This is a genomic window from Arthrobacter sp. KUASC02, assembly GCF_059739395.1.
Window position 1 is genome coordinate 3,257,131 of the sequence record NZ_AP046053.1, and the last position, 26,557, is coordinate 3,283,687.

Below are 26,557 nucleotides of genomic sequence, written 5' to 3' on the forward strand. Positions count from 1 at the left end.
CCCGTAAGGGCCGGTTGGAAGGATTGCCGGGACCCTTGGGTTTATAAATGTAGGACGAGGAGTCTGGAGGCCCGCATGGGTAATCGCAGGAATGACCAAGGCAACAACAAGCCCGTACTAACGGTGCGCGAGGCGGCGGGCGTTACCCGCGGCGTGGCCCTGGTCCTGCACGGCGGCCGTTCGCACAGCTATGAGCCGGTGGAAGCCCGACATCTGAGCCCTGCCCGCATGGTGCCCTTCGCCAAGCATCTGCACCGCGCCGGCGGCAGCCACGGACTGGCCGTCTGGACGTTGCGGAACAGCGTGCGCGGCTGGAACGGCGCGGACATGTCACCGCTGCAGGATGCCCGCTGGGCGCTGGCCCGGATCCACGCGCAGCACCCCGGAGTGCCCGTCTACCTCCTGGGGCACTCGATGGGCGGACTCACCGCCATCTGCGCCGCCGACGATCCCCAGGTGGGTGCCGTAGTGGCCCTGGCCCCCTGGCTGAGCGCCGAGACACCGGCCGAAAACGTGGCCGGCCGCAGGGTGCTGATTGTCCACGGTTCCCGGGACCGCTGGACCAGCCCGGCCCAATCGCTGAAATTTGCGCGGCGGGCAGCGGATCTGGCCGACGAGATGCGCTACGTCTCCTTGGCCGGGGCAGGCCATTTCATGTTCCGCAAGGTCCGGCTGTGGCACACACTGGCAACCGGCTTCGTCCTCAAGTCGTTCGCGGAAAACACCGGTATGGAACTCGACGGCGATACGGCACGGTTGGATACCTTGCTGCCCGCCGGCGCCGCCCACGGCATTCCGGTGGTGTTGTGACCATGGCCGGATTTCCCGTCAACGAATTCCTGGCCAGCCTGCCCTGGACGGCGCTGGCCGTGGCGGGTGTCCTGGCGGTCACCTTCGCCGTGGCCGTGGCGCAGAGGCGGCACTCCGTCATGGACGTGGCCTGGGGACCCGGCTTCGTTGCCGTCGCCCTGGCCTCGTGGCTGCTGTCCGCCGGAACAGGCGACGACGGCAGGCGCCTCCTGCTGTTGCTGCTGACGGGCGTGTGGGGCCTCCGCCTCGGAACCCACATCGGCTGGCGCGCCCGGGGCGGCCATGAAGATCCCCGTTACGAGGCAATGCTGGGCGATGCCCCGGGCTCCCGCGATGTGTACGCACTGCGCCGTGTCTACCTTCCCCAGGGCCTTGTGATGTTCTTCGTGTCCCTGACGGTTCAGGTGGGGATGTTCGCCACCGGCGCCGTGGGCTGGGTTGCCCTCCTCGGTGTGCTGCTGTGGGTCATCGGCTTCGTGTTCGAAACGGTGGGTGACTGGCAACTCGCACAGTTCAAGAAGAACCCGTCCAACAAGGGAACAGTGCTCAAGACGGGACTGTGGCGGTACACCCGGCACCCCAACTACTTCGGCGACGCCGCCGTCTGGACCGGCCTGTTCCTGGTTGCCGCTGACTCCTGGCCCGGAATCCTGACCATCCTGTCCCCGGCCCTGATGGTCTGGGCGCTCGCGGGCCAGACCGGGAAGCCGCTCACGGAGAAGGCGATGTCCGCCCGGCCGGGCTACAAGGAATACGTCGAGTCGACGTCGGGCTTTATCCCATGGCCGCCTCGCCGTTCGGCTGGCGGTCAGCCGGGCAGGCGCTGAAATGGCCTGGCGGCCGCAGCCCAATGACCGCTTCTACCGTTTCATCGTAGGGACCGGACTGGCGCTGCGCCGGTTCTTCCGGATCCGCGTCATCGTCACGGGCCGGGAACACCTGCCGCCGCCGGGGCCGCTCAACGGTCCGTCGCGCCAGGTGGTGCCGGGCGAGGGAGCCGTCGTCGCCATCACCCATTTCGGCTACCTCGATTTTGCCTTCGCCGAGATGCTCCTGTGGAACCACAACCGGGCCGAGCTGCGCTACTTGGTGACCCAGGGCGCGGCCGACCATTGGCTCGCCGGTCCGGCCATCAGCGCTGCCGGGCATGTGATGGTTCCGTACGGTTCGGGCAGCGGCGCGTATGACGCCGCCGTCGTGAAACTACACGCGGGCGAGTACATCGCCGTCCTTCCCGAGGCGGGCGTCAGCCGCAGCTTCACGGTCCGCGACTGCAAAACCGGAGCCGTCAGGATGGCGGCGGAAGCCGGCGTGCCGATCATTCCCGTTTCGGTGTGGGGAGCGCACCGGCTGATGACCCGCCGCCACGGGTTCTCACCGCTTCGCGCCTGGCGCGCGCCCGTCCGGATCCACGTGGGCGAGCCCCTGCTGCCGGGGGATTTGCCCGATCCCGTTCGTGACGCCCAGCCTGCCACCGAACGGTTGCGGAGCATCCTGCAGGCCGGAATCGACGCCGCCATCGCGGACTTTCCGCTCGCGCCCCGGCCCGGCGCCTGGTGGATGCCGGCGCACTTGGGCGGCGGTGCTCCCACCGACGCCGAACGCCAGCGGCTGGATAAGGCGGAGGGTCCCCGGCGCGCGGGTGGGCGGCGCGCTTAGGCAGGCAGAGCCGGGCCTTGGCTAGGCTCCATGGGTACGCAAGCACATTTGCACACACTCAATGGAGAGGGATCCTTCCTGTGGCAGACACAGTCCTGACAAGAAGCGAGATCGACGAACGCGGCCTGGCCCGCCTGGCCCAAAGGCTGGCGGCATGGACGGAAAAGTGGTTCCCGGATGCCTATATCTTCGCGCTGGCCGGCGTGGTCCTCATAGCCGTAGCTGCCCTCGCGATCGGCGCCTCACCGCAATCCATCGCCGATTCCTTCGGCAACGGATTCTGGGACCTCACAGCATTCACGCTGCAGATGTCCATGGTGGTCCTCACCGGCTACGTGGTGGCCACCTCTCCCCCGGTGGCCAAGCTCATCGACCGGCTCGCGCTGGTCCCGTCCACCGCCCGGACCGCCGTGAGCTTCGTGGCGATGCTGTCGATGTCCGTGTCCTTCCTGAACTGGGGCCTTAGCCTGATCTTTGGCGGCCTGCTGGCGCGTGCCATCGCGCGGCGCAAGGATCTGTCCGTGGACTACCGGGCGCTCGGTGCGGCCGCCTTCATGGGCCTGGGCGCCGTGTGGGCGCTGGGGCTGTCATCGTCGGCCGCCCAGTTGCAGGCGACCGCAGCTTCCCTGCCGCCTGCCCTCCTCAAGATCACCGGGGTCCTGGATTTCGGCACCACCATCTTCACCTGGCAGTCGCTGCTCACCCTGGCCATCCTCATGGCGCTGACCACGGTGATCGCCCATTTCTCGGCTCCGCGCGGCGCGGCGGTGCGCACGGCCGCGGATCTCGGTGTGGACCTCGACGACGAACCCAGCGAACCCGAGCCGCGGTCCCGGCCCGGGGAATGGCTGGAATACAGCGTGATCCTGCCGGTCCTGGCGGGGATCCTGACATTGGGCTGGCTGGTCTCCCAGTTCCTCACGAAGCCGTTCCTGACCGTGGTCAGCAGCCTCAACGGCTACCTGCTCGTGTTCCTCATCCTGGGCCTGGTGCTGCACCGGACGCCGCGGAACTTCCTGCAGGCAGTGACCAAAGCGGTCCCGGCGACCGCAGGCATACTGGTGCAGTTTCCGCTCTACGCAGCCATGGCCGCCATCCTCACGAAGGCCACCGGCCACGGGGGCATGTCATTGTCGGCACATTTGGCCGAATTCTTCTCGGACATCGGCGGCGGCGGTGCGTTCGCCGTCGTGATTGCCCTCTACACGGCCCTACTGGGACTGTTTGTGCCCTCCGGCGGCGGGAAGTGGCTCGTGGAGGCGCCGTACTTGATGCAGGCGGCGACGGATGTGAACATGAACCTGGGCTGGACCGTCCAGATCTACAACATCGCCGAGGCGCTGCCCAACCTGATCAACCCGTTCTTCATGCTGCCGCTGCTCGCCGTGCTCAAACTGCGGGCCCGTGACCTGGTGGGCTTCACGTTCCTGCAGTTCGTGTTCCACCTGCCCGTGGTGCTCCTGCTGGTGTGGCTGCTGGGAATGACGTTCGACTTCGTTCCTCCGGTGATCCCCAAGTAGCTGGCCCTAAACCACGCTGACCCGCAGCTGACGCCGATTTCGACGGCGCCCGCTGCGGGTCAGTTGGTTGGTGCCTAGGCGGGGTCGGAAACCACCAGGGTTTCGCTGCCCCGGAGGCTGGCCGTGCCGCTGTCCAGCAAAGGCTCGACGACGGCGCGCAGGGCAGTCATCGAATCGTCCAGTTCCAGCACCACGGGGTGCTGGAACGCGATGAGCGCCAGCAGGTCCCGGATCGCGGCCCGGGCTTCATCGTCGGACAGCTTCGGATCGTGGCCGACGAACACATCCGTGGGCTGGCCCGACGCGGACCCCTCGCCGCCCGCCGCGCTCTCCCCGCCGGGGACAAGTTCCGCGTAGCTGATGGCGAAGGCCTCGAGCCGTCCCTTCCTGCTGGCCGGGACGCCTTGGCCGAAGGCGCTGGCCTTCGGTGCCCGGAGCACGATCGCGCCGTGCGCCCCGCTGAGTTCGTCGAGGAACAGCCGCTGCACGGTGCCGATGCTGAGCTCGCCGGGGCTGTCCCAGGTGTGGACGGCCGTGTAGTAGCGGCCCACCACGTCGCTGAGCTCCACCGAACCGGTGGCGAGGTCCTCGATCTGTTCGGACGCCGCGGCCTCCGAACCGTCGCCGAAGACCGGCAGCTTGAGCGCCCCCGGTGCCACCACGACCAGGCGTGAACGCTGGATCGGCACCAGGCCGGCAGCTTCGGCGAACGCGGCGCCGGGCGTGCCCGGCTCCACCTTGGTCCGCAGCCTGGAAACGCCCGACGGCGCCTGGCCGGCTTCGTGCCGGAGCATGGTCAGCAGGGTGGAGCCAACGCCGGCCCGGCGGTGGTCCTTTGCGACCTCGATGTACATCCAGAGGCGTTCGGGGTGCAGCGATGCTTCGTGGACCACTGCCGCCGCGACCGGGATGGCCACGCCGTCCACGACGTCCTCGGCCACGATGCAGCGGCGCCACGGCGAGTTGCCCGAGGGCGCGAGCGTGCCGCGGAACTGCCGTGCCTGTTCGGTCTCCGGGCCGCCCCAGAGTTCGAGCAGGGCAAGGTCGTCGCCCTCGCGCCATTCGCGGTATTCGATGGCCATGCTCAGGCGCCGATCAGCCGCGCGGCCAGGTAGCCCTCCACCTTGTCCAGGGAGACGCGTTCCTGGCTCATGGTGTCGCGTTCGCGGATGGTCACGGCCTGGTCCTCGAGGGTGTCGAAGTCCACGGTGATGCAGAACGGGGTGCCGATTTCGTCCTGGCGGCGGTAACGGCGGCCGATGGCGCCGGCGTCGTCGAAGTCGATGTTCCAGTTCTTGCGCAACTGGGTGCCCAGGGCCTTGGCCTTCGGGGACAGGTCCTCGTTGCGGCTCAGCGGCAGCACTGCGGCCTTGACGGGGGCCAGGCGCGGGTCCAGCTTGAGCACGGTGCGGACGTCCACGCCGCCCTTGGCATTGGGGGCCTCATCCTCGGTGTAAGCGTCGATGAGGAACGCCATGAAGGAGCGGGTCAGGCCGGCGGCGGGTTCGATCACGTACGGGGTGTAGCGCTCGTTGGTGGCCTGGTTGAAGTAGCTCAGGTCATGGCCGGAAGCCTTGGAGTGCGTGGAGAGGTCGAAGTCCGTGCGGTTGGCGATGCCTTCAAGCTCGCCCCACTCGGAGCCCTGGAAGCCGAAGCGGTATTCGATGTCCGTGGTGCCCTTGGAGTAGTGGCTCAGCTTCTCCAGCGGGTGCTCGAAGAAACGCAGGTTCTCGGCTTTGAGGCCCAGGCCGGTGTACCAGTCCATGCGTTCCTTCATCCAGTACTGGTGCCACTGCTCGTCCGTGCCCGGCTCGACGAAGAATTCCATTTCCATCTGCTCGAACTCACGGGTGCGGAAGATGAAGTTTCCGGGCGTGATCTCGTTGCGGAAGGACTTGCCGATCTGGCCGATGCCGAACGGCGGCTTCTTCCGGGAGGTGGTGAGCACGTTGTTGAAGTTCACGAAGATGCCCTGCGCGGTTTCCGGGCGCAGGTAGTGCATGCCTTCCTCGCTGGCCACCGGGCCGAGGAAGGTCTTGAGCAGGCCGGAGAATTCCTGGGGCTCGGTCCATTCGCCGCGGGTGCCGCAGTTGGCGCAGGCGATGTCCTTCAGGCCGTTTTCGGCCGGACGGCCCTTCTTTTCCTCGTACTCTTCTTCGAGGTGGTCGGCGCGGTAGCGCTTGTGGCAGGAGAGGCACTCCACCAGCGGATCGGAGAAGACCTCCACGTGGCCGGAGGCTTCCCAGACCTGGCGGGGCAGGATCACGGAAGAGTCCAGGCCCACTACGTCCTCGCGGCCGCGGACTACCGACTGCCACCACTGGCGCTTGATGTTTTCCTTCAGCTCGGCGCCGAGGGGCCCGTAGTCCCAGGCAGAACGGGAGCCACCATAGATTTCACCGGCCTGGAAAACGAAGCCCCTCCTCTTGGAGAGGGAGATGACCTGGTCGAGAACGGATTTTGCTGCCATGGGGAACTCCAATTTCTACAGGGCCGCTGGGTGCGGTCCGCGCGGTTTCTAGGCCCCTGTACCCGGCTGGTTGCCGGGCGGGGCGGTACGAAGGAAAGATGTGCAGGAAGCTGCGTGTCCTAGCCTACCGGCCCGGCTGCCGCTTGAGGGCGCCGCGCGGCCACGGAAGGGTGGCCAGGACAATCGCACCGAGGGTCAGGACGGTGCCGAGGATCGTGGGCAGGGCCACCACCGTGCCGGGCGCGGGAAAGGCGAGGTCCAGGCCCAGTGACCCCAGCAACTGGCCCGCGATCATGCCCAGCCCGGTGACCAGGACCCCCAGGCTTCGGACCAGCAGTGCGCCCAGCCCGATGAACGCGCAGCCCATGGGACCGCCGAGGTAGTACCACCATTCGGCCGGCAGCCCGTTGCCGGGCCCGGCGACCGCCAGCTTGATCAGCAGGGCCAGCCACAACACCGTGGCGCCGGAGATGAAGTTCACCAAGGTGGCCGCGATGGGGGTGCCGTAGTGCACCGTGGCCGTGCCGTTCATGGCCTGCTGGAAGCTCATCAGGAACCCGGCGATAACGGGCAGGAGCACCGGGAGGAGCAGCTGCGCCGGGTCGGTGCCGGCGCCACCGGAGCCGGTGCCGGAACCCCCGAACCGCGGGGACACGGCCCACGCGACGGCGGCGATGGTCAGCACTGTGCCGATGACGCGGATGGCGGTGACGGACTTCTTGCCGGCGGGGCCGATCCCGAGCCGGTCCACGAGCAGCCCGCTGAGCGTCTGCCCGGTGACGGTGGCTACCGTAAACAGCGCCACGCCCAGCAGGCCAACGGTGAAGGTCTGCGCGAACACAAAGAACGCGCCGATGCCGCCGGCCATTACGTAGATCGGGGGAAACCGGCGTTCCCGGACCGCAGGAAGGATCTGGGCGAGCCCGCGGCGTCCCCGCGGCAGGACCAGCGAGACCAGGACCATCACGATCAGTCCGGTGGTGAAACTCACTACCGCGGCGGCAATGCCGTCATCCAGCCGGGCGCCCAGTGCGCCGTTGATCCGGCCCTGGACGGGGATGGCGAGTCCGGCGGCTACGGCAATCGGCAGTCCTGCAAGGAGGGGCAGACGGGGTGCATGGGTCACTGGATTCACCTTACGTCAGGCATCATTGCTTGTATGAGCAACCCGGAAATCGAAGACATCCCCATCCGCGACGACATGATCCGCCTGGGCCAGCTCCTGAAGCTGGCCAGCCTCGTGGAGGACGGCGTTGAGGCCACGGAGCTGATCAAGAACGGACTGGTCAAGGTCAACGGCGACATCGACGACCGCCGCGGCCGGCAGCTTCACCACGGCGACACGGTCACCGTGAACGGCCGGACCGTGCGGATTCTGACTCCCGCCGGTTCCTAGCCGTTGCTGCGCTGGACTACTTCTTCAGCACCTCGTGGGTGAGGAACTCTGAAACGTGGCCGATCTCCTGCTGGTTGATCCCGTGCCACATCCCCGTGTAGAGGACCTTCGTCAGCTTCACATGCTTCCGCACCCAGCCCATGGTGTATTCGATCTTGTCCTGGGTGATGACGGGGTCCTGCTGGTCGCGGCCCCAGAACAGCGGGACGCTGCCGTCCAGTTCGTCGTCCCGGAACGTCGGGTCCCCTCCGGCGTTCACCGCAAAGCCGGAAAGCCCGACGACGGCGGCGAAGTCCGCCGGGCGCTGCCTCAGCAGCGTGGTGGCCATCGCCATTCCCATGGAGAACCCCAGCAACGTGACGGACGGGTGGTCACCTTTGACGCCGTCGAGCCAGTCCAGCACAAAGGCGGAGGCATCCTTAACGGCATCGAGTGAATAGTCGGCGGAGTCCGTCAGCGGGAACCAGGTGAACCCCGGGCCCATGGCGATGGGGGCGCGGACCGACGCCACCGCAAAATCACCGGGCAACAGATCCGCAAGGCTGAGCAGGTCCTGTTCGTTGGCACCGTAGCCGTGCAGCAGGACCAGGAGTGGCTTACCCGAGCGCTCATCGTCAGGAGTGGACCACAGGACAACAGGGGCAGTGGAAACGTCGGCTTCAGTCATGGGTTCCATTCTTGCAGTTACCTCCGGGTAACAACCTACGGTGGCGTAGCTTGTTACCTACGAGGCAGGATGGAAGCGTGAGCGAAACTGAAGCCATTCCGAACCCGCAGGACACTGTTGATAGCCACCCCTGGGGCCGCTACGTTGCCATGGGCGATTCCTTTACCGAGGGCATCGGCGACCCGGAACCGGGAAGTCCCGGAGGGCACCGTGGCTGGGCGGACCGCGTGGCCGAGGAACTGAGCCGCGGGCACAGCGATTTTGCCTACGCCAACCTTGCCGTGCGGGGACGGCTCCTGGAACAGATCGTGGACCAGCAACTGGCACCGTGCCTGGCCCTCAAGCCGGACCTGGTAACCCTCTCGGCCGGCGGCAACGACCTCATCCGGCCCGGCGGCGACCCTGATGCGCTGGCCGAAAAGCTGGACTCTGTGGTGCATATCCTCAGCCTGGGCGGCGCCACCGTGGTGTTGTTCAACGGCCCGGACACCGGTTCGTCCGTCCTGGGCAGGGTCCGCAGCAAGATCGCCATCTACAACGAAAACCTTCGCACTGTGGCCGCCCGGCACGATGCCGTCATCGCGGACATGTGGTCGCTCCGCCAGCTCAGCGATCCTCAGATGTGGGACCAGGACCGCCTGCACTTCTCGCCGTTGGGCCACCACACCATAGCGGCGATGGTGCTCGATTCACTGAACATCCAGCACACCCTGGAGCCGCTCTCCCCCAAGCCCCTCCCCCAGCGCAGCTGGCGGGAGGCGCGGTCCGGCGACCTGGTGTGGGCACGCGAATACTTCGTTCCGTGGGTTGTCCGCCGGCTCCGGCACCAGTCATCCGGGGACGGCATCACGGCCAAGCGCCCCACGCCAGGTCCCGTCTTCGGGCCCGGAATGCCGCTGGGCTCGGGCGAGGCAGCGGGACTAGGGGCAGCGGGACTAGGGGCGGCGGGACTCGAGTCCGACCGGAAGTAGGCGCAGGTGGACGCTGACGACGTCGTCAGGCTGCGGCTCAGCCAGCAGCAGCTCCGCCGTCCCGGCGCGGTTTCCGCCGAGGCTGCGCTGAAGAACCTCCTCGCCGTCCAGGCGCAGGAGTTCCCGTACGCCCGCTGGTCGCTGGCGCAGCGCACGGCAGGAGCCTCTGCTGCCGACGTCGAACAGGCAGTGGCCGACGGCCGGATCCTCCGGACCCATATCCTCCGGCCCACCTGGCATTTTGTACACCGGGACGACCTTCGCTGGCTGCTGATGCTCTCGGCGCCCCGGCTGCACCAGGGTAACGGGGGCATGTATCGCCAGACCGGCATCGACGCCGAAGCCGCATCCCGAAGCGCCCGGATCCTGGCCGCAGCCGTTGCCGGCGGCGCCCACAGAACCCGTGAGCAGCTCGCCCTCGAACTGCAGCGCCACGGATTCCCGGCCAAAGGCCTGGGGCTCGCCTACCTGATCATGCACGCCGAGATCAGTGGTGTCCTGACCAGCGGCATACCCGTGCGCAGCACCGGCGGCGCGCTCAAGCAGACCTACGCGCTCTTCGACGAACGTGTTCCGGCAACAGCCGGCGGCCACGATGACCGCTCCGAGGCGCTGGCCGAACTTGTCCGCCGGTATTTCCTCAGCCGCGGTCCGGCCACGGTCAAGGACTGTGCCGACTGGTCCGGGCTCACAGTGACTGATGTCCGGCTGGGGCTGGGCCTGGTGCTGGAGGCCGATCCCGGAGTCCTCACCGCTTCGGCACTGGACGGGCTGGAGTTCTATTTCAGTTCCGCCGCGCCCGGGCCTGCTGCGATACCCGCGGCTGGTGCGGAGACCGGCGACGAGCCCAGGATCGACCTGATCCAGTGCTACGACGAATACGTCATGGGCTATTCACGGTCACGGTATTTCCTGGGCGGCACCGCCCCTGCCCTGCCTGAGCGCGACACGCCCATGCATGTGGTGCTGGGCGACGGCCGAATGATCGGTTCGTGGCGCCATGACCTGGCCGGCGGACGCTGTGAGCTGGATATCCGCACCCGCTCCGATCCCGGCCGGCCCGGCAATCGTGCGATCGATGAAGCTGTTGCCGCCTACGGACGGTTCCTGGGCATGCCCGCCGTACGGAAATGATCAGACGGATCCGACAGGACGGAAATTGATCGGACGGCCATGAACGGACGGCAATGCTCAGACGGCAATGCTCAGACAGGGCAGGTTGGCTGCCGGGGGTTAAACTGAAGGGACACTTCTGAGAGGCCCTCCACTGTGAGCAACGTGTTCTTCTGGATCATCATCCTGTCGTTCCTGATTCCCTTCGCCATGCGTATGTACCGGAAGTCCGTCCGGGGCAGGAACCGGAACCAGGATTACGGACAGTACCCGGGCCAGTTCCCCGGGCAGTTCCCGAACCAGTTTCCTGGCCAGCAGCCGGGCCGGCCCAACAACCAGCCGCGTGACGGCTACACCCAGCAGGACTACTTCGGCGGCGGCTTCCGGCAGCTCGGCGGCGGCGGTCAGCAGCCCCCGCTCGACCAGCCCTACCAGAACCCCGGATATCCGGCTCAGGATTTCCAGAACCCCGGATACCCTGCCCCCGGCGGCCAGAACAATGGCTATCCTGCCCCCGGCGGCCCCGGACAGGTGCCGTACGAGGACAGCCCCGAGTATCCGGCCAACCAGTCACGCCACCAGCCGTCTGCCCCGGTTACTCCCCCGCCGCCGTCGGCCCCTCAGGGTTTCCGCGCGCGGAAACTGGCGGAGCTTGACCAGCAGTACAGCAACGGCGAAATCGCCATGGAGGAATACATGACCCGGCGTGACGAGATCATGAAGGGTTAGCCGCCCCTTCCCGTTACCCCCGGCGCTGACGTTTCCCTTCGGGCCGCCGGTTCCCTTAAGCAGCCTGTCCTCTGGCAGCCAGCGAGCCCCCTTGGCCGGGAGCGTTTGAGAATCTTGGCGCGGTGAAGCAGCTGGCGTCGGTTCGTAGGCGGCGATGTCCCGCCCAACGCTGTCCCGGGCAGTGGAGGCGCCGTGGATTGGTAGCTGTGCCCGGTCGGAGTATGGATTTCAAGCGTGTGCCGAGGACCTGGCCGTGGTTCTGCGTGCCAGCCTGGCGACTCCTTGGTGTGGTTGCAGGATTCGCAGAGCCCGCTGCCGTTGCCGTTGCCAAGGCTCGTGGGCCCGCCGTGCTGCCATGCGACGATGTGGTCGTGGTGGCGGATCGGCGCATCGCAGTAAGGCATGCGGCAGGTGCCATCGCGTGCCTGGATGAAGCGGCGGAGACCGGCAGGGAAGAGCCTTGCCCGGGAATCCATGGCAAGCAACTCTCCAGTGCACGGGGCGGTGTAGAGCCGCCGCAGCCAAACGTTCAACGGCCGGTCACGGTCTTAGCTCAGGCCCTGAGCCTTGCCCTGGCTCTGAGCGTGGCCCTGGCTCTGGTCCTGGACACAGATCTCCCTGGCCCACCCGGCGGGGACCACACCGTAGCCCGGAAGCCTCGCCGGTTCGCTGTCGCCTTGGAACAGGGTGCGGTCGGTCATGATGAGCTGGATTTCAATCCCCGCGATCCCGCCAGGTGTCCCCGTGATGCGTTCGACCAGGTCATCAGCCATGATTTGTCCGCGGGACCGGCTGTCTCCCGCCGAGCGCTGCGCATCGGCCTGCCGGGTAAGCGCTGTATGAACGGCCACGCCGGCGGTGACCGGGAGCAGGGCGGTCAGGTACGTCATGGTGTCCGGTGCAGGGCGAAGGTTCACATGCCCGTCCGCCACGGCCCGGCGGGCACGATTCACCACGGAGTGGGGGTCCAGCCGATACGCCGCCGTCCGGGCTGCCGCGATAATGGCCCGGTCGCCCGCGCCCGCAAGGGTCCCAATATCTGCGGCAAGTTCTTCGTCGACGGCGCACCGGTCCGCCGCGGACAAACAGGCAGTCTCCTTCACCAGCAGCGTGGCGCGCCACTCATTGATCTGGCCGGTGCGCAGGGCCTGAGGGTGTGGGGCATCTCCGTGACCAGGGCCTTCGCCAGTCCAAGCAGCCGGCCGCCGCGGGCCGGAGATTCACGGCGGGCCAAAGCGATCTGAGCCGCGACGCCTTTGCCCAGTTCATCAGCAGGCAGCCCGGACTCAGCCTGCGCACGGCGCTGCTGGACATCGAACGCCACCGAGGAGCGGGCCTGCATCGAGGCCGCGGCTGATTTCAAGTCCTCCAGATCCCGCATCGGCGCCAGCCGTGCGCACTGGTGTTAGAGGATGCTGGCGAGCTCGTCGGGGACGAACAGGTGGACGTCTTCACCGTCGTGGCCGGAAATCGGTTGCACACTGTAGCCATCCCACCAGTACAGCAGCGGGCTGAGCGCGGAGGGGTGCTGGGCCTGCATCAGCCCGGTGACCCGGAGCATGGCCGAGATGTCGTTGATGGTGGTGGCCTCGGTGACCAGATGCAGGCACAGGATATTGGTCGCCGGGATGCTGAGCAGTGCGCCGAGTGGTCCGGGGTTATATCCGAGCAACTCCACGAATTTGTCCGGGTAGGCCAGCCATGAGGCCTGGTAGACCGATTCGGTCTCGAAAACCAGAAACGATCCGTCGTCAAAACGCATCTCTTCCGCGTGCCCTGGACCGTCTGCGATCAGGTTCCTCAACGCAGCGTCCCACACGATGCCGGCCCCGCCGGCGGCCTCCACCTTGGTTGATGCCACGTAGGTGACGGACTCCGGGGAGTCCAGTGCCACGAGCAGCGGGACCATCGCGACGTCGCGGGCGTAGGCGTACAGGGAAGGATCACTCTGTTGTGAGTGTGCAAGCACTCCCGGGGAAATGAACTTCGGGTACACCCGGCCGAGGATTTCCTCGGGCGCTATGTCCGAACGTCCCGCCGCGTCCCCGATGACTGCGCCGAAGTGCTGCTCGACCATGCCCGGCCACTCGCGTTCAGGCAGCTGCGCGGCCTTTCGTCCAACAGCAAACAGCCCGTACTGGTGGTTGTGCGATGCGGCCAGATGGTCCCCGGCCGCTACGGCGGAAACGCCGAGGCGGCCGAGGGCGGCGACGGACAGGTCACGCAGTCTGTCAGCCTGCATGATGCTCAGTTCAGGCAGGTACGGATCGGCGCTGCGGGACTTGCGGGAGAACAGGCTCATGGGTGCGTCTCATCTCGAAGAAAGTGACGGTGACCAGACAGGGACTGCGCTAGTCCACCTGCGGGAAGCCCAGGTCGATCACCGACGTCGACGGATCCGGCCAGCGTGTGGTTACCACTTTTCCGCGGGTGTAAAAGCGGATGCTGTCCGGTCCGTACATGTGCGTGTCGCCGAACAGCGAGTTCTTCCAGCCGCCGAACGAGAACGTCCCCACCGGTACCGGGATGGGCACGTTGATGCCCACCATACCGGCCTCGACGTCGAACTCGAACTGGCGCGCCGCGCCGCCGTCGCGCGTGAAGATGGCCACGCCGTTGCCGAACTCGTTGTCGTTCACCAGCTTGACGGCGTCGCTGTAGCTGTCCGCGCGGACCACCGACAGCACGGGCCCGAAGATTTCGTCGTCGTACACCTTCATACCCGGCTTGACGTGGTCCACGAGGCTGACCCCGATGAAGAAGCCGTCCGAGTCAAAGGCCTGCTCGCGCCCGTCCACCACAACCGTGGCGCCTTCCTCGGCTGCCCCGGCCACGTAGGACGCGACCCTGTCCCGGTGTTCCTTCGTGATGAGTGGACCCATCTGCGACGCCGGGTCTGTGCCCGGACCGATCCTGAGGTCCGCCATGCGCGTGGAAATGGCCTTCACCAGGTCGTCGGCAATGCTGCCCACCGCCACCAGCACGGACACCGCCATGCACCGTTCCCCCGCCGAGCCGTAGGCCGCTGACACGGCGGCGTCGGCTGCCATGTCCAGGTCCGCGTCCGGCAGGACCACCATGTGGTTCTTGGCGCCGCCCAGTGCCTGGACGCGCTTGCCGTGGTCCGCCGCACGCTTGTAGATGGACTGCGCGATCGGAGTGGACCCGACAAAGCTGACAGCCTTGACGCCGGGGTGTTCCAGCAGTACGTCCACGGCCTCCTTGTCGCCGTGGACGACATTGAGGACGCCGGGTGGCAGTCCCGCCTCCGCGAAGACATGGGCGATGAAAACAGCCGACGACGGGTCCTTCTCGCTGGGCTTGAGGAGGACGGTGTTGCCGCAGGCGAGCGCACTGCCGATCATCCACAACGGCACCATGGCCGGGAAGTTGAACGGGGTGATGCAGGCGACCACGCCGACCGGCTGGCGCACTGAGTGGACGTCCACGCCGCTGGAAACCTGCTCCGAGCGTTCGCCCTTGAGCATGTGGGAGAGCCCGGTGGCGAATTCGATGTTTTCGAGGCCCCGGGAGATCTCGCCTTCGGCATCGGAAAGTACCTTGCCGTGCTCGCTGGTGAGGATGGCGGCCAGCTCGGATTTCCGCTGCGTGAGGAGTTCCCGGACCCGGAAGAAGATGTTGGTGCGCTTGGCCAGGCTCGTGGCCCGCCAGCCCGGCAGGGCGGCCTGGGCGGCAGCGATGGCCTCCTCCACGCGTGCGGCCGATGCGAGGGCAACCTCTTTGTCCTGTGCTCCGGTGGCGGGGTTGAAGACGGGGCCGAAGCGCTCGGCGTCGCTAATCAGGGCGCCGTTGATGAAGTGCGGAATGCGTTCCATGGAAAGTCCTATTCGTGAAGCAGGCTGCGGTTAGTTGGAGGACTCGAACGAGCCGTCGACGAGTTTGATGATCATGGAGCAGTCCTTGCCGGACTGCCCGGAGTCGATGAGTCGCTGGAAGAGCGTCTGCACGTGCTCGCCGATTTCCAGCGGAGTGCCGGTGTCCCGGGCGGCGCTGATGGCCAGGCCGATGTCCTTGTTCGCCAGTTCGGTGGTGAACGTCGGCGCGAAGTCGTTGTTGGAGGCAGCAGTGGGAACGACGCCCGCCACCGGGTACCAGGTCCGCAGCGCCCAGCTGTCGCCGGAGGACACCGAGGCAATGTCCCAGAAGACCTGCTTGTCCAGGCCGAGGCGGTCGGCGAGTACTGCACCTTCGGCGGTGGAAGCGAGGTTGATGAAGAGCATCAGGTTGTTGCAGATCTTCGCAGCCTGCCCCGTGGTGGCGCCGCCGGTGGGAATGATGTTGGCGGCCATGGGACGGATGTATTCGGTGGCGTCGGCCACGGCGCCCGCCTCACCGCCGATCATGAAGGTCAGCGTCCCTGCCTTCGCGCCGCTCATCCCGCCCGAGACCGGGGCGTCCACGAAGCGGAAGCCGGCGGCAGCGGCGGCGTCGTGCAATGCCTGGGCGGAGGCGATATCGATGGTGGACGAATCCACCAGCAGGGTCCTGGTGTCGGCATGGGCCAGGACGCCGTCCTCGCCCAGGTAGACGGCACGGGCATGCTCGCCCTTCGGCAGCATGGTGAAGACGACGTCGGCGCCGTCCACGGCCGCGGCGATGCTGGCCACGGGCTTCACACCGGCTGCTTCGGCAGCCGCCACCGCCTCGGGATTGAGGTCGAACCCGCGGACGTCGTGACCGGCCTTAGCCAGGTTTGCCGACATGGACCCACCCATGTTTCCGAGACCGATCCAGGCGATAACTGCCATGGCGAAAGCTCCTTTGCTTCGTGTACCAGCCCAATTGCTGGAAGTTCCGTGTCCACCATCACACCCTGTTACAGTGCAATCAAGGGGAAAAAATACAGACGGTATGTGCATTGATGCACACACCTCCGAACAGCCGTTCCGCAGATTGATAAGGGTGGAAGTGAAAAAGTGGATTTGAACCGGCTGCCGAGTCCGGATGACCTGCTGATCCTGCTGACAGTGGCCAGGCTGGGCCGGTTCAACGCGGTGGCGGAAACCCTGGGCACAACGCACACCACCATTTCCCGGCGGGTCATGGCGCTGGACAAGCAGCTGGGCGGACGGACGCTGGAGCGCAGCCCGCACGGCTGGGAACTGACCGAACTGGGCAGCCAGGCCGTTGCCGCCGCCGAGGCGATCGAGGCAACGCTCGGCTCCCTGACCGGCGCCCTCAGCAACGGCGAAGATTCGTTGTCCGGCCTGGTCAGGATCAGCACGTCCGACGGCTTCGGGGCGGAATTCGTGGCGCCGGCACTGGTCCGCCTGCAGCAGGACAATCCGCTGCTGAATGTGGAGATACTCAGCGCCACCCGCAAGGTCAGCCAGAACCGTTCCGGCGTGGACCTGGAGGTGGTGGTGGGCCGGATGGAGGTCACCACCATGCAGCCTGTGTTCCTCACGAACTACTTCCTGCGCCTCTACGCGAGTCCGGGCTACGTCCGGTCCCGCGGATTGCCGGCCGCCCTCGACGACATCAGGGCACACGGCTTTGTTTCCTACGTCGAGTCGGCGCTGCAGGTGGCGGAGCTGGGGCACCGGTCTTCGCAGCTGCCCGCTCCAAAATCCAGCTTCCAGGCCACCAGCGTCTTCGCCCAGGTGGAGGCGGTCCGCTGCGGCGCGGGCATCGGCCTGTTGCCGAACTTCATGGTGGCGGACAACCCGGACTTTGTTCCGGTGCTGCCTGAGCTGTTCCAGCGGCAGCTTCCCATCTGGGCGGTGGCCCGTCCGGAGTCACTGCGCTCCGCGTCCGTCCGGGCGGTGGTGGAAGCGCTCAAAGCGGAGGTGTCAGGCCGCCAGGACATCCTGGCAGCCTGACAGCGGGCCCTGGCATTTAGCTACGCCTGGAACAGCCGGCGAACCACTTTCCCGGCCGCCAGGGCATCGAGGCCCTCGTTGATTTCCGCGAGCGGCCGCGTGTCCGTGTGGAGCAGTTCCACCGGGAGCCGCCCGGCGCGCCAGTGGTCAAGGTACAGCGGAATGTCGCGCTCCGGCACGGCATCCCCCATGTACGAACCGAGAAGCCGCTTCCCCGCACCGGCGAACTGGAGCGCTCCCACGGTCAGTTCCGCTGAGGGCTTGGGCAGCCCGACCGAGACGACGGCGCCGCCGCGGGTGACGAGGTCCAGGCACGAGCCGATCACCCCCGGGGAGCCCACCGCCTCAACGGCGACGTCCACGCCGTCGCCGGTCGCCTCAGCGACCAGGCGCGCCGCGTCGTCGGGAGTTCCCACTGCCGTCGCACCGCAGTCCAGGGCCAGCTGATGCTTGCCCTCGTTGGGGTCGATGGCAATGACCGAGGCAGCACCGGCCAGGGACGCCGCCATCACTGCGGACAGCCCAACGGCGCCGAGACCGAAGACGGCCACCGACTGACCGGCGGTGACCGCCGCGGTGTTCAGCACAGCGCCCATGCCGGTGAGCACGGCGCAGCCGAACATGGCAGCGACAGTGTCCGGGACGTCGTCGCCGATCACCACGACGGATTCACGCGCCACCACTGCGTAGTCAGCAAAGGCGGATACCCCGAGGTGGTGGTTGATCCGCTCCCCCGACTGTGTCCGCAGCAGAGCCTCCCCATGCAGCAGGTCACCCGAGCCGTTGACCTCGGCGGCACGGTGGCACAGGGCCGGGCGGCCGGAGCGGCACGCGCGGCAGTCGCCGCAGCTGGGGACAAAGACGAGCACCACATGGTCCCCCGCCGAGACGCCCGCCACTCCCTCGCCGACTGTCACGACCCGGCCCACGGCCTCATGCCCCAGCGCCATGGGCAGCGGCCGTACCCGGGATCCGTCCACCACCGACAGATCCGAATGGCACAGGCTGGAGTAGGTGATGGCCACCCCGAGTTCGCCGGCGCGGGGTTCGGGCCGCTCAAGTTCCTCCACCACGAGCGGGCGGACTTCCGTATAGCTGGTGCCCGCAGGGAAAGCGGCGTAAAGGACTGCTGCACGCATCGAAACTACTTCCTGGCGGAGACTTTGGACGCGGCCAGCAGGTCCGCCGTGCCCTGCGCGTCGGCAGCGTCGACATCATGCAGTGAAATTCCCCGGGTTTCCTTGAGGAAGTACACCGCCACCAGCGTCACCAGGCAGGCGCCCAGCAGGTAGAACGCCACCGGGACTGAGGACTTGAAGTTGCTCAGCAGCGCCGTGGCGATGATCGGGGCCAGGGAGCCGGCAACGATCGAGGTGACCTGGTACCCGAGTGACACGCCGGAGTAGCGCATCCGGGTGGGGAACATTTCAGCCATGATCGCCGGCTGGCCGGCGTACATCAGTGCGTGGAACAGGAGGCCGATGGTGATGGCGGCGAGGATGACGAGGTCATTCTTGGTGTCCATCATCGGGAAGGCGAAGAAGCCCCAGGTGCCGCCGAGGATGGCGCCGGCCATGTAGACGGGCTTGCGGCCGAAGGCATCCGAAAGCTTGCCGACCATCGGCACGGTGCAGAAGTGGATGAAGTGCGCCACCAGCAGGAGCAGGAGGATCCTGGACGTGTCGGTCTGGACCACAACCTTCAGGTAAGTGATGGAGAACGTGACCACGAGGTAGTAAAGGATGTTTTCCGCAAACCGCAGGCCCATGGCGGTGAAGACACCGCGCGGGTACCGGCGGAACACCTCTGCCACGCCGTAGCCCTTGTTCTCAACGACGACTTCCTTGCGTGCCTCGAGGAAGATGGGGGCATCCTGGACCTTGGTCCGGATGTAGTAGCCCACGATCACGATCACTGCGGACAGCCAGAAGGCGACGCGCCAGCCCCAGCCGAGGAAGTCGGCCGAGGACAGCGTGGAGGACAGCGTGAACAGCACGCCGGTGGCGAGCAGGTTACCCATGGGCACGGCGGACTGCGGCCAGCTGGACCAGAATCCACGGGACTTGCTGGGGCTGTGTTCAGCCACGAGCAGCACGGCGCCGCCCCATTCCCCGCCGACGGCGAAGCCCTGAACAAACCGCAGGAACACCAGCAGGGCGGGAGCCCAGTAGCCGATCTGCGCGAAAGTGGGGAGGCAGCCCATCGCAAAGGTGGAGACGCCCACCAGGATGATGCTCAGCTGGAGCAGCTGCTTGCGGCCGAACTTGTCACCGAAGTGGCCAAAAACGATGCCGCCGATGGGACGGGCAACGAAGCCCACCGCGTACGTGACGAAGGCGGCAATGATCCCGTCCAGCTCCGTGCCGGAATTGGGGAAGAACATCTTGCCGAAAACCAGTGTTGCCGCCGAGGCGTAGAGGAAGAACTCATACCACTCAACAACAGTGCCGGCCATCGAGGCCGTCACCACCTTCTTCAGGCCGGAGGCCTTGACGTCAGTCTCATCTACGCGCCTTGCGGCGGAGTCTTGCGTGCTCATTTGTGAACTCCTTCGGCGTCTCCGTCGACGCCATGTGGACCATTCCGTAGCGGCCGCGTGTGATGTGCACCACCAACGCGCGCCGGTCCCCTAGAGTATGGACTCACATTGCCGCAGGCTCAACGCCATTTTCTGCAGGACTGCTCTGCAAAAATGCACATTGGGCCAACGGGCGATATGCGAAGAAGCGCGGCCTAGGCGAAGAAGTTCTGCCGCAACTGCGTGCTGAGCTGGCCGATCTCGGTCAGGAAGCCGTCATGGCCGATGGGCGCTTCGATGACGTGCACGGGCACATCCCCCGGGAGCGCCGCCGCGAGTTCATAGGACTGCGCCGGAAAATACAGCCGGTCCGTATTCACGGCGGCTATAAAGAACTCGGCCGTGGCCCGTGCCAACGCGTCCTTGAGCGGACCGCGCCCGCGGCCCACGTCGTGGCTCATGAGCGCTTCGGTGATGGCGATATAGCTGTTGGCATCGAAGCGCCGGACCAGCTTGGTGCCCTGGTGGTCGAGGTAGCTCTCCACCTGGTAGCGGCCGCGGCCCCCCAGCGACACCGCTTCGAGCGGGCTCTCGCTGCTCTGCGCATTGCGGCCGAACCGGGTCTCCAGCTCGTACGCGGACCGGTACGTGATGTGGGCTATCCTGCGCGCCAGGGCCAGGCCGGCTTCCGGCTCCGGGCCGCCGTAGTAATCGCCGTCGTTGAAGTTGACGTCCTGGCGGATGGCGAGGGTCTGGGCCTGGGCAAAGGCGATCTGCTCGGCCGTGCTGCTGGCGCCGATGGATATCACGGCACAGCGCCGGACGCGGTCCGGGTAGCTCACGGCCCATTCCAGCGCCCGGGCTCCGCCCAGGGAGCCGCCCAACACCGCGTACCAGCTCTCGATCCCCAGTGCATCCGCCAGCCGGGACTCGGCCGCCGTCGTGTCCCGCAGGGTCACCAGGGGGAAGCGCGAACCCCAGGGCTTGCCGTCCGGGGCCGGGGTGGACGGGCCGGTGGAGCCGTAGCAGCCGCCCACGATGTTGATGGAGACCACGAAGTACTTGTCCGTATCAACGGGGGCGCCGGGGCCGGCAAGCTGTTCCCACCAGCCTTCTTCGTCGCTGGCACCCCTGGTGACGTGCGTGGTGCCGGTGAGGGCGTGCTGCACCAGCACGGCGTTGGAACGGTCCGCGTTCAGCGTGCCCCACGTTTCGTAGGCGAGCGTCACGTCCGGAAGAAAGCCGCCGGCCTCCAGTTCCAGCCCGCCAACGCTGAGGAACTTGACGGTGCCGTCAGGGGCGCTGGTGTCCACTGTGTTGATATCTGTCCGGGTTTCCGCCGTGCTGGCGCCTGTGCTCTTATCCGCGTTCGTTTCCGCGTTCGTTTCTACTCCGTGGACATTTGTTTCGGGTACACCGCTGCGGGTGACGGCAATCGTCATCTGAGGACCTCTTCTTCGCGCTTGCCCGCCGCCAACTGGCCGGCAGGCCAGGTCTTCACCCGGGGCACCCCGCCGCGAAAGGAGGGTTGCCGGCCAGCAAGCCGGGGCTGTCGCTGGCACTCATGACCTTCAAAGAGTCTACGAAATGCGTCGCCGCAATGGCCAAGAATGTGACATCAATATGACTCCCGGCGTCGTGGACGCCGGGAGTCATAGTGCTCAGTCGCCTTTGGCGGCGCGGAAACCGGCATCCAGGTCGGCGATGATGTCGTCGATGTGCTCCAGCCCCACCGAGAGGCGGACCAGGCCGGGGGTCACGCCGGCAACGGCGTGCTGCTCCGCCGTCAACTGACTGTGCGTGGTCGACGCCGGATGGATGACCAGGGAGCGCACGTCGCCGATGTTTGCCACGTGGGAGTGCAACTCCAGGGCGTCCACGAATCGCTTGCCCGCCTCGGCCCCGCCGGCGATGTTGAAGGACACGATCGCACCGGTGCCCTTGGGTCCGTACTTGCGGCCGCGCTCGTACCAGGGGCTGGACGGCAGGCCCGCATAGGCGACGGATTCGACGTCGTCCCTGGACTCCAGCCACTCGGCGACGGTCACCGCGTTGGCAACATGCCGCTCCACGCGCAGGCTCAGGGTTTCCAGCCCCTGGGCGATGAGGAAGGCGTTGAACGGGGATACCGCCGAACCGAGGTCGCGCAGCAACTGGACGCGGGCCTTGAGGATGTAGGAAAGGTTCGCGCCCAGGGCACCGCCCGCCCCGAGGTCGCGGGCGTAGACAAGGCCGTTGTAGGTGGGGTCCGGCGTGTTGAAGCCCGGGAACTTCTCCGGGTCCTTTCCGAAGTCGAAGTTGCCGGAGTCGACGATCACTCCGGCGATGGCACTGCCGTGCCCGCCGAGGTACTTCGTGGCCGAGTGCACCACGATGTCGGCACCCCATTCCAGCGGCCGGATGAGATACGGCGTGGACAAGGTGTTGTCCACGATCAGCGGGACGCCGGCCTCGTGGGCAACGCGGGACACGCCTTCGATGTCCAGGACATCCTGGCGCGGATTGGAGACCACCTCGGCGAAGAAGAGCTTGGTGTTCGGCCGGACGGCATCCTTCCACTGCTGGAGGTTGTCCGGATCCTCGACGAACGTCACGGAGATGCCGAACTTCTTCAGGGTGTGGGCCAGCAGGTTATAGGTTCCGCCGTAGAGGCTGGGGCTGGCCACCACATGGTCGCCGACTTCGGCCACGTTAAGGATGGCGAAGGTTTCGGCAGCCTGGCCCGAGCTGAGCAGCAGCGCCGCCAGGCCACCTTCCAGGCTGGCAACGCGCTGTTCCACCGCATCCTGGGTGGGGTTGCCGATGCGGGTGTAAATGGGCGCCAGCTCGGCCAGCGCGAAGCGGTTGGCGGCGCTTTCGGCGCTCGGGAACACGAACGACGTCGTCTGGTAGATGGGCAGTGCCCGGGCACCGGTGGCGCTGTCCGGCACCTGGCCGGCGTGGATCTGGCGGGTTTCGAATGACCATGCGTTGGACATCTGGGAGCTCCTTCTAAGGAAGGGCACCTCGGCCGTGCCGGACATGCCGTACTGGACATGCCCTGGCAGGACTGGTGCCGCGCTTGCCGCCCGGCGGTTGCCGGCAGGCCAGGTCTTCACCCGGGGCACCCCACCGCGGAACGAGGGTTGCCGGCCAGCAAGCCGGGGCTCGATGCTGGCGCTCATGACCTGGGCCCAGTCTAGGAAGGGCGGATCGCCTGTGAACAGCTTTGTGACGAAGGACGTCAGCGGCGTGATTTCACGGGCCTTGTGCGGGTCAACGATGACATCCCATCTTGGTTAGGCCACCCTTAGCTGAGAGCTCCATCACAAAGTGCCAAGATGAGGGCATGCGCATGGATCACGTCTCTTACGCCTGTGAACAAGATGGCTTGGCTGCCACCACCGAACGTATTGCAACCGCCCTCGGCGTCGAAGCCGTGAAGGGCGGGGTACACCCCCGTTTTGGCACCCGCAACATGATTATCCCGCTCGCCGGGCACAAGTATCTGGAGGTGGTGGAGGTCCTGGACCACCCGGCCTCCGACAAGGCTCCGTTCGGGCAGGCTGTCCGGGCACGCTCCGCAGCCGGCGGCGGCTGGATGGGCTGGTGCGTCGAAGTGGACGACCTGGCACCGTTCGAAGAACGCCTCGGCCGCTCGGCTGTCAACGGCAACCGCAAGTTCCCCGACGGCCGCGAACTCGTCTGGAAGCAGATCGGCATCCTGGGCCTCATTGCAGACCCGCAGGTTCCGTACATGCTCAAGTGGGAAGGCGACCCGGAACTTCACCCGTCCAACGCCTACCCGAGCAACGTTAAGATGTCCAGCCTCACCATCGCCGGCTCTGCCGAACGCGTCACGGAATGGCTCGGCCAACCGGTGGAGAAGCCCCTGGAGGATGTGGCCGTTGAATGGGTCGCCCCGAAGGGAACGCCCGGAATCCTCTCAGTCACCTTCGAGACCGCCTCCGGGGCAGTAACCATCTGACCCTGTTCCACAAGGTGGTCCCCCAAGGGACCACCCGGCAGCCTGCTGCCCCCGATCTTCGGCCGCTATCAGCGGGTGCCAACGACGCCACCCACCGATAGCGGCCGAATCCTTTTAACCCGGCCCGATCGCCTAACCCAGCCCGATCGCCTTGCCGAACAGGCTGAAACCGACGAACGCAACGATGTCCAGCAGCGCATGGGCGATCACCAGCGGCATCACGCGGCGGGTCTTCGTGTAGATCCAGGCAAACACGACGCCCATCACAGCGTTGCCGATGAACGGGCCGAATCCCTGGTAGAGGTGGTAGCTGCCGCGGAGCATGGAACTGGCGAAGATGGCCAGCGGCATGCTCCAGCCGAACTTCCCGAGCCGGTCCAGCAGGTAGCCCACCACAATGACTTCCTCGACGATCCCGTGCCGCACTGCGGAGAGGATCAGCACGGGAATGGTCCACCAGTACGCATCCAGCGCGCTGGGGATGATGGCGGTGGTGATGCCCAGGGCCCGGCCGGCCGCGTACAGCCCCAGGGACGGGATGCCGATCAGCGCTGCCAGGCCCAGCCCCTGCAACAGGTCCTTCCCCGGTCGGACGAAGTTGAAGCCGAGTTTGCGGAACGCCGAAGCGCCGGACTCCCCCGCCCCCCGGTGTTCGGTGAGGAAATAGATGACCAGGACCACCGGAACCAGGGCGAACATAATGTCCAGCAACTGGTAGGTCAGGTCGAAGTATTCGCGGCTGCTCTGCGAGCGGTTGAGGGTGGACGTACCTTCCGCCAGGGGCGCCCGCGTCAGCTTGTCGAGCAGCTGCACCACCGAATACACGGCGGACTGCCCCAGCGACAGACCCAGGACAATCCAGACTTCGATCCGCAGACGACGGCGGGAGGGAACCAGCATGTTCCTATCTTGCCTGCACTTGCTGGTTCTTTCCTGTCCGCCGCCTCCCTGAAGCCCTGCGGCCCGGGGCCTATGCTAGGAATTTATGAGCGCGCCCGACAAAATCATCATGATCCGGCACGGCCAGTCCGCCGCCAACGCCGACACCTCCATCTACAACAGGGTGCCGGATTACCGGATACCGCTCACGGAACTCGGCGTGGCACAGGCGCAGGCCGCCGGCGAGCAGATCCGCCGGGAGCTGGACGGGCAGCAGGTGTGCGTTTACGTCTCGCCCTACCTCCGGGCCTACCAGACCCTCGAGGCGCTCAACCTGGGCCCGCTCATTGAACGGGTCATCGAGGAGCCCCGGCTCCGGGAGCAGGACTGGGCGAACTTCCAGATCGCCGGGGACATCGAGGACCAGAAGGAACTCCGCAACGCGTACGGCCATTTCTTCTACCGGTTCCGTGAAGGCGAATCCGGCTCGGATGTCTACGACCGGATCTCCTCCTTTATGGAAACCCTGCACCGGCACTGGGCCAGGCCGGACTACGCCCCCAACGCGCTCTTTGTGACGCACGGGCTCACCATGCGGCTGTTCTGCATGCGCTGGTTCCACTGGTCCGTGGAGTATTTTGAGTCACTGAACAACCCGGACAACGCCGAAGTGCGGACCCTGGTGCGCACCCGCGTGGGCAAGTATGAACTGGACCAGCCCTTCAGCCAGTGGGTGGACCGCCGGGTGGATGAAACCGTCCTGGATGCGCCGCCGATGGTCTTCTGAGGCACCCTAGCGGGCGCGGACGCCTGCACGCCAGACGGCGTGGGTCAGCGGGATGCCCGGCCGGTAGGCCAGGTGGGTGGCGGACGGGGCGTTCAGCAGGTGCAGGTCCGCACGGTGGCCGACGGCGATCGACCCCACCGCCCGTTCGCCGTCGACGTCGTTCCCCACCTCCCGGTGCAGCGCCAGTGCGCCGCCGTATGTGGCGGCCCGGACGGCCTCGTGGACGCTTAGCCGCATCTGCAGCACTGCGGTGGTGACACAGAACGCCATGGAGCTGGTGTAGGAGGTGCCGGGGTTGCAGTTGGAGGCCAGGGCGACCGGCACGCCGGCGTCGAGCAGTTCGCGGCCGGGAGCCAGCGGCTGGCGGGTGGAGAGGTCGCAGGCCGGCAGGCACGTGGCCACGGTCCCCCTGCCGCCGGCGGCGAGCCCGTTGCCCGCGCCCTGCCACCCGGACCAGCTGCCCGCCAGGGCGTCCACGTCCGCGGCCGACAAATAGTTCACGTGGTCCACGCTGGCCGCCCCGAACTCCACTGCCAGCTGCACGCCGGGTCCTTCGCCGAGCTGGTTGCCGTGGACGCGCAGCCCCAGTCCCGCTTCCTTGCAGGCCTGCAGCACGCGGCGCGACTGTCCTTCGTTGAACGCCCCCTGCTCGCAGAACACGTCCGCCCAGCTGACGTAGGGGCGGACGGCAGCCAGCATGGGTCCGCACACCAGGTCGGTGTAGTCGTCGGCATCGGCGCCGGCAGGGACCAGGTGGGCGCCGAGGTAGGTCACTTCGTCAGCCACGGTGGAGGCGATGCGCGCACTGCGCGCCTCGTTCTCCACGTCCAGGCCGTAGCCGGTCTTGGTTTCCAGGTAGGTGGTTCCCTGCGAGACCGCTTCGGCCACGCGTCCCAGGGCCAGCCGGGTGAGGTCGAAGTCGCCCGTCTCCCGGGTGGCGCCCGTGGTCACGGCAATGCCGCCGGCGCTGTAGCTCTCGCCGGCCATCCGCGCCTCGAACTCGGCGGTGCGGTCGCCGGCGAAGATCAGGTGCGTGTGCGAATCCACCCAGCCCGGGAGCAGGGCGCGGCCTCCGGCGTCCACGGAATCGTCAGCCGCCGGGGCCGCCGACGACGGTCCGATCCAGGAGATGCGCTCCCCCTCGATCACCACGGCGGCATCCTTGAGGACGCGGTGCTCCGCGTCCTGGGTCATCAGCTCGGCAATGTTGGTGATGAGGGTGCTCATG

At 66.8% G+C, this 26,557-nt stretch carries 24 protein-coding genes, 1 pseudogene and 2 riboswitches; of the genes and pseudogenes, 11 read left to right on the top strand and 14 right to left on the bottom strand.

The features are described from left to right. The first annotated feature begins 75 nt into the window (after positions 1-75). From AC6JAC_RS15140 to AC6JAC_RS15155, 4 genes are all read left to right on the top strand, one after another. Positions 76-810, top strand: a complete 735-nt coding sequence (locus AC6JAC_RS15140; RefSeq protein ID WP_043439505.1) for an alpha/beta hydrolase — start codon at positions 76-78, stop codon at positions 808-810. Positions 811-812: 2 nt separating this feature from the next. After that, the gene (locus tag AC6JAC_RS15145; RefSeq protein ID WP_497965256.1) at positions 813-1,637 is read left to right on the top strand and encodes a DUF1295 domain-containing protein; all 825 of its coding nucleotides are present in this window, start codon (positions 813-815) and stop codon (positions 1,635-1,637) included. A 1-nt stretch (position 1,638) separates the two neighbouring features. After that, complete coding sequence (locus AC6JAC_RS15150) at positions 1,639-2,469, top strand: lysophospholipid acyltransferase family protein (RefSeq protein WP_497965258.1); 831 nt, start codon at positions 1,639-1,641, stop codon at positions 2,467-2,469. An 80-nt stretch (positions 2,470-2,549) separates the two neighbouring features. Next, entirely contained in the window at positions 2,550-3,989 is a 1,440-nt protein-coding gene (locus AC6JAC_RS15155; RefSeq protein ID WP_497965260.1) for a short-chain fatty acid transporter, read from the top strand. 74 nt (positions 3,990-4,063) lie between these two features. On the opposite strand, the gene AC6JAC_RS15160 is transcribed toward AC6JAC_RS15155, so the two are convergent. From AC6JAC_RS15160 to AC6JAC_RS15170, 3 genes are all read right to left on the bottom strand, one after another. Then, positions 4,064-5,071, bottom strand: a complete 1,008-nt coding sequence (locus AC6JAC_RS15160) for a GNAT family N-acetyltransferase (RefSeq protein WP_497965262.1) — start codon at positions 5,069-5,071, stop codon at positions 4,064-4,066. A gap of 2 nt (positions 5,072-5,073) precedes the next feature. After that, on the bottom strand, positions 5,074-6,459 hold the full coding sequence (locus AC6JAC_RS15165; protein WP_028272541.1) for a glycine--tRNA ligase: 1,386 nt from the start codon (positions 6,457-6,459) through the stop codon (positions 5,074-5,076). Positions 6,460-6,583: 124 nt separating this feature from the next. Continuing rightward, the gene (locus tag AC6JAC_RS15170) at positions 6,584-7,585 is read right to left on the bottom strand and encodes a DMT family transporter (RefSeq protein WP_497965264.1); all 1,002 of its coding nucleotides are present in this window, start codon (positions 7,583-7,585) and stop codon (positions 6,584-6,586) included. A 33-nt stretch (positions 7,586-7,618) separates the two neighbouring features. Here AC6JAC_RS15170 and AC6JAC_RS15175 point away from each other — a divergent pair, with 33 nt between their 5' ends. Beyond that, positions 7,619-7,855 (top strand): RNA-binding S4 domain-containing protein, encoded by a 237-nt coding sequence (locus AC6JAC_RS15175; RefSeq protein WP_028272543.1) that lies wholly within the window; start codon positions 7,619-7,621, stop codon positions 7,853-7,855. A 16-nt stretch (positions 7,856-7,871) separates the two neighbouring features. On the opposite strand, the gene AC6JAC_RS15180 is transcribed toward AC6JAC_RS15175, so the two are convergent. Then, positions 7,872-8,522, bottom strand: a complete 651-nt coding sequence (locus tag AC6JAC_RS15180; RefSeq protein WP_028272544.1) for an alpha/beta hydrolase — start codon at positions 8,520-8,522, stop codon at positions 7,872-7,874. Positions 8,523-8,671: 149 nt separating this feature from the next. Between AC6JAC_RS15180 and AC6JAC_RS15185 the strand changes: the two genes are divergently transcribed. The 3 genes from AC6JAC_RS15185 to AC6JAC_RS15195 all read left to right on the top strand — a co-directional run bounded on the left by AC6JAC_RS15185 (position 8,672) and on the right by AC6JAC_RS15195 (position 11,335). After that, positions 8,672-9,493, top strand: coding sequence for an SGNH/GDSL hydrolase family protein (locus tag AC6JAC_RS15185; protein WP_231511378.1), 822 nt, complete (start codon positions 8,672-8,674; stop codon positions 9,491-9,493). A 6-nt stretch (positions 9,494-9,499) separates the two neighbouring features. Next, positions 9,500-10,627: a winged helix DNA-binding domain-containing protein gene (locus tag AC6JAC_RS15190; protein WP_497965267.1), complete on the top strand. Its 1,128-nt coding sequence runs from the start codon at positions 9,500-9,502 to the stop codon at positions 10,625-10,627. A 135-nt stretch (positions 10,628-10,762) separates the two neighbouring features. Continuing rightward, positions 10,763-11,335, top strand: a complete 573-nt coding sequence (locus tag AC6JAC_RS15195) for a hypothetical protein (protein WP_497965269.1) — start codon at positions 10,763-10,765, stop codon at positions 11,333-11,335. Positions 11,336-11,508: 173 nt separating this feature from the next. Here AC6JAC_RS15195 and AC6JAC_RS15200 read toward each other — a convergent pair. The 4 genes and pseudogenes from AC6JAC_RS15200 to mmsB form a co-directional block, all read right to left on the bottom strand. After that, positions 11,509-12,716 (bottom strand): annotated as a pseudogene (locus AC6JAC_RS15200) (HNH endonuclease); the annotation flags it as partial. Between the two features lie 24 nt (positions 12,717-12,740). After that, entirely contained in the window at positions 12,741-13,637 is an 897-nt protein-coding gene (locus tag AC6JAC_RS15205; RefSeq protein WP_497965271.1) for a hypothetical protein, read from the bottom strand. Between the two features lie 49 nt (positions 13,638-13,686). Beyond that, entirely contained in the window at positions 13,687-15,171 is a 1,485-nt protein-coding gene (locus AC6JAC_RS15210) for a CoA-acylating methylmalonate-semialdehyde dehydrogenase (protein WP_497965273.1), read from the bottom strand. Positions 15,172-15,201: 30 nt separating this feature from the next. Then, positions 15,202-16,104, bottom strand: coding sequence for a 3-hydroxyisobutyrate dehydrogenase (gene mmsB / locus AC6JAC_RS15215; RefSeq protein WP_028272551.1), 903 nt, complete (start codon positions 16,102-16,104; stop codon positions 15,202-15,204). Between the two features lie 174 nt (positions 16,105-16,278). Between mmsB and AC6JAC_RS15220 the strand changes: the two genes are divergently transcribed. Continuing rightward, on the top strand, positions 16,279-17,178 hold the full coding sequence (locus tag AC6JAC_RS15220) for a LysR family transcriptional regulator (RefSeq protein ID WP_043439513.1): 900 nt from the start codon (positions 16,279-16,281) through the stop codon (positions 17,176-17,178). Positions 17,179-17,198: 20 nt separating this feature from the next. Here the strand turns inward: AC6JAC_RS15220 and AC6JAC_RS15225 are convergent, their stop codons facing one another. The 4 genes from AC6JAC_RS15225 to AC6JAC_RS15240 form a co-directional block, all read right to left on the bottom strand. Further along, positions 17,199-18,317, bottom strand: a complete 1,119-nt coding sequence (locus AC6JAC_RS15225; RefSeq protein WP_497965275.1) for a zinc-dependent alcohol dehydrogenase family protein — start codon at positions 18,315-18,317, stop codon at positions 17,199-17,201. A 5-nt stretch (positions 18,318-18,322) separates the two neighbouring features. Beyond that, a complete protein-coding gene (locus AC6JAC_RS15230) occupies positions 18,323-19,717 on the bottom strand; it encodes an MFS transporter (protein ID WP_028272554.1) in 1,395 nt (464 codons plus the stop codon). Positions 19,718-19,911: 194 nt separating this feature from the next. Then, on the bottom strand, positions 19,912-21,138 hold the full coding sequence (gene metX / locus AC6JAC_RS15235) for a homoserine O-acetyltransferase MetX (RefSeq protein WP_497965277.1): 1,227 nt from the start codon (positions 21,136-21,138) through the stop codon (positions 19,912-19,914). A 12-nt stretch (positions 21,139-21,150) separates the two neighbouring features. Next, positions 21,151-21,266: riboswitch (SAM riboswitch) on the bottom strand. 91 nt (positions 21,267-21,357) lie between these two features. Then, entirely contained in the window at positions 21,358-22,674 is a 1,317-nt protein-coding gene (locus AC6JAC_RS15240) for a bifunctional o-acetylhomoserine/o-acetylserine sulfhydrylase (RefSeq protein WP_497965279.1), read from the bottom strand. Between the two features lie 74 nt (positions 22,675-22,748). Then, a riboswitch (SAM riboswitch) is annotated at positions 22,749-22,864 on the bottom strand. A gap of 160 nt (positions 22,865-23,024) precedes the next feature. On the opposite strand from AC6JAC_RS15240, the gene AC6JAC_RS15245 reads away from it, so the two are divergent. After that, entirely contained in the window at positions 23,025-23,663 is a 639-nt protein-coding gene (locus tag AC6JAC_RS15245) for a VOC family protein (protein ID WP_028272557.1), read from the top strand. A gap of 132 nt (positions 23,664-23,795) precedes the next feature. Here the strand turns inward: AC6JAC_RS15245 and AC6JAC_RS15250 are convergent, their stop codons facing one another. Continuing rightward, a complete protein-coding gene (locus AC6JAC_RS15250; RefSeq protein ID WP_454698037.1) occupies positions 23,796-24,563 on the bottom strand; it encodes a CPBP family intramembrane glutamic endopeptidase in 768 nt (255 codons plus the stop codon). Positions 24,564-24,648: 85 nt separating this feature from the next. On the opposite strand from AC6JAC_RS15250, the gene AC6JAC_RS15255 reads away from it, so the two are divergent. Beyond that, positions 24,649-25,329 carry a histidine phosphatase family protein gene (locus tag AC6JAC_RS15255; RefSeq protein ID WP_028272559.1) on the top strand — a complete coding sequence of 227 codons (681 nt, stop codon included), beginning with the start codon at positions 24,649-24,651 and terminating at the stop codon, positions 25,327-25,329. A 6-nt stretch (positions 25,330-25,335) separates the two neighbouring features. On the opposite strand, the gene hutI is transcribed toward AC6JAC_RS15255, so the two are convergent. After that, a complete protein-coding gene (gene hutI / locus AC6JAC_RS15260) occupies positions 25,336-26,556 on the bottom strand; it encodes an imidazolonepropionase (RefSeq protein WP_028272560.1) in 1,221 nt (406 codons plus the stop codon). Position 26,557: the final 1 nt, after the last annotated feature.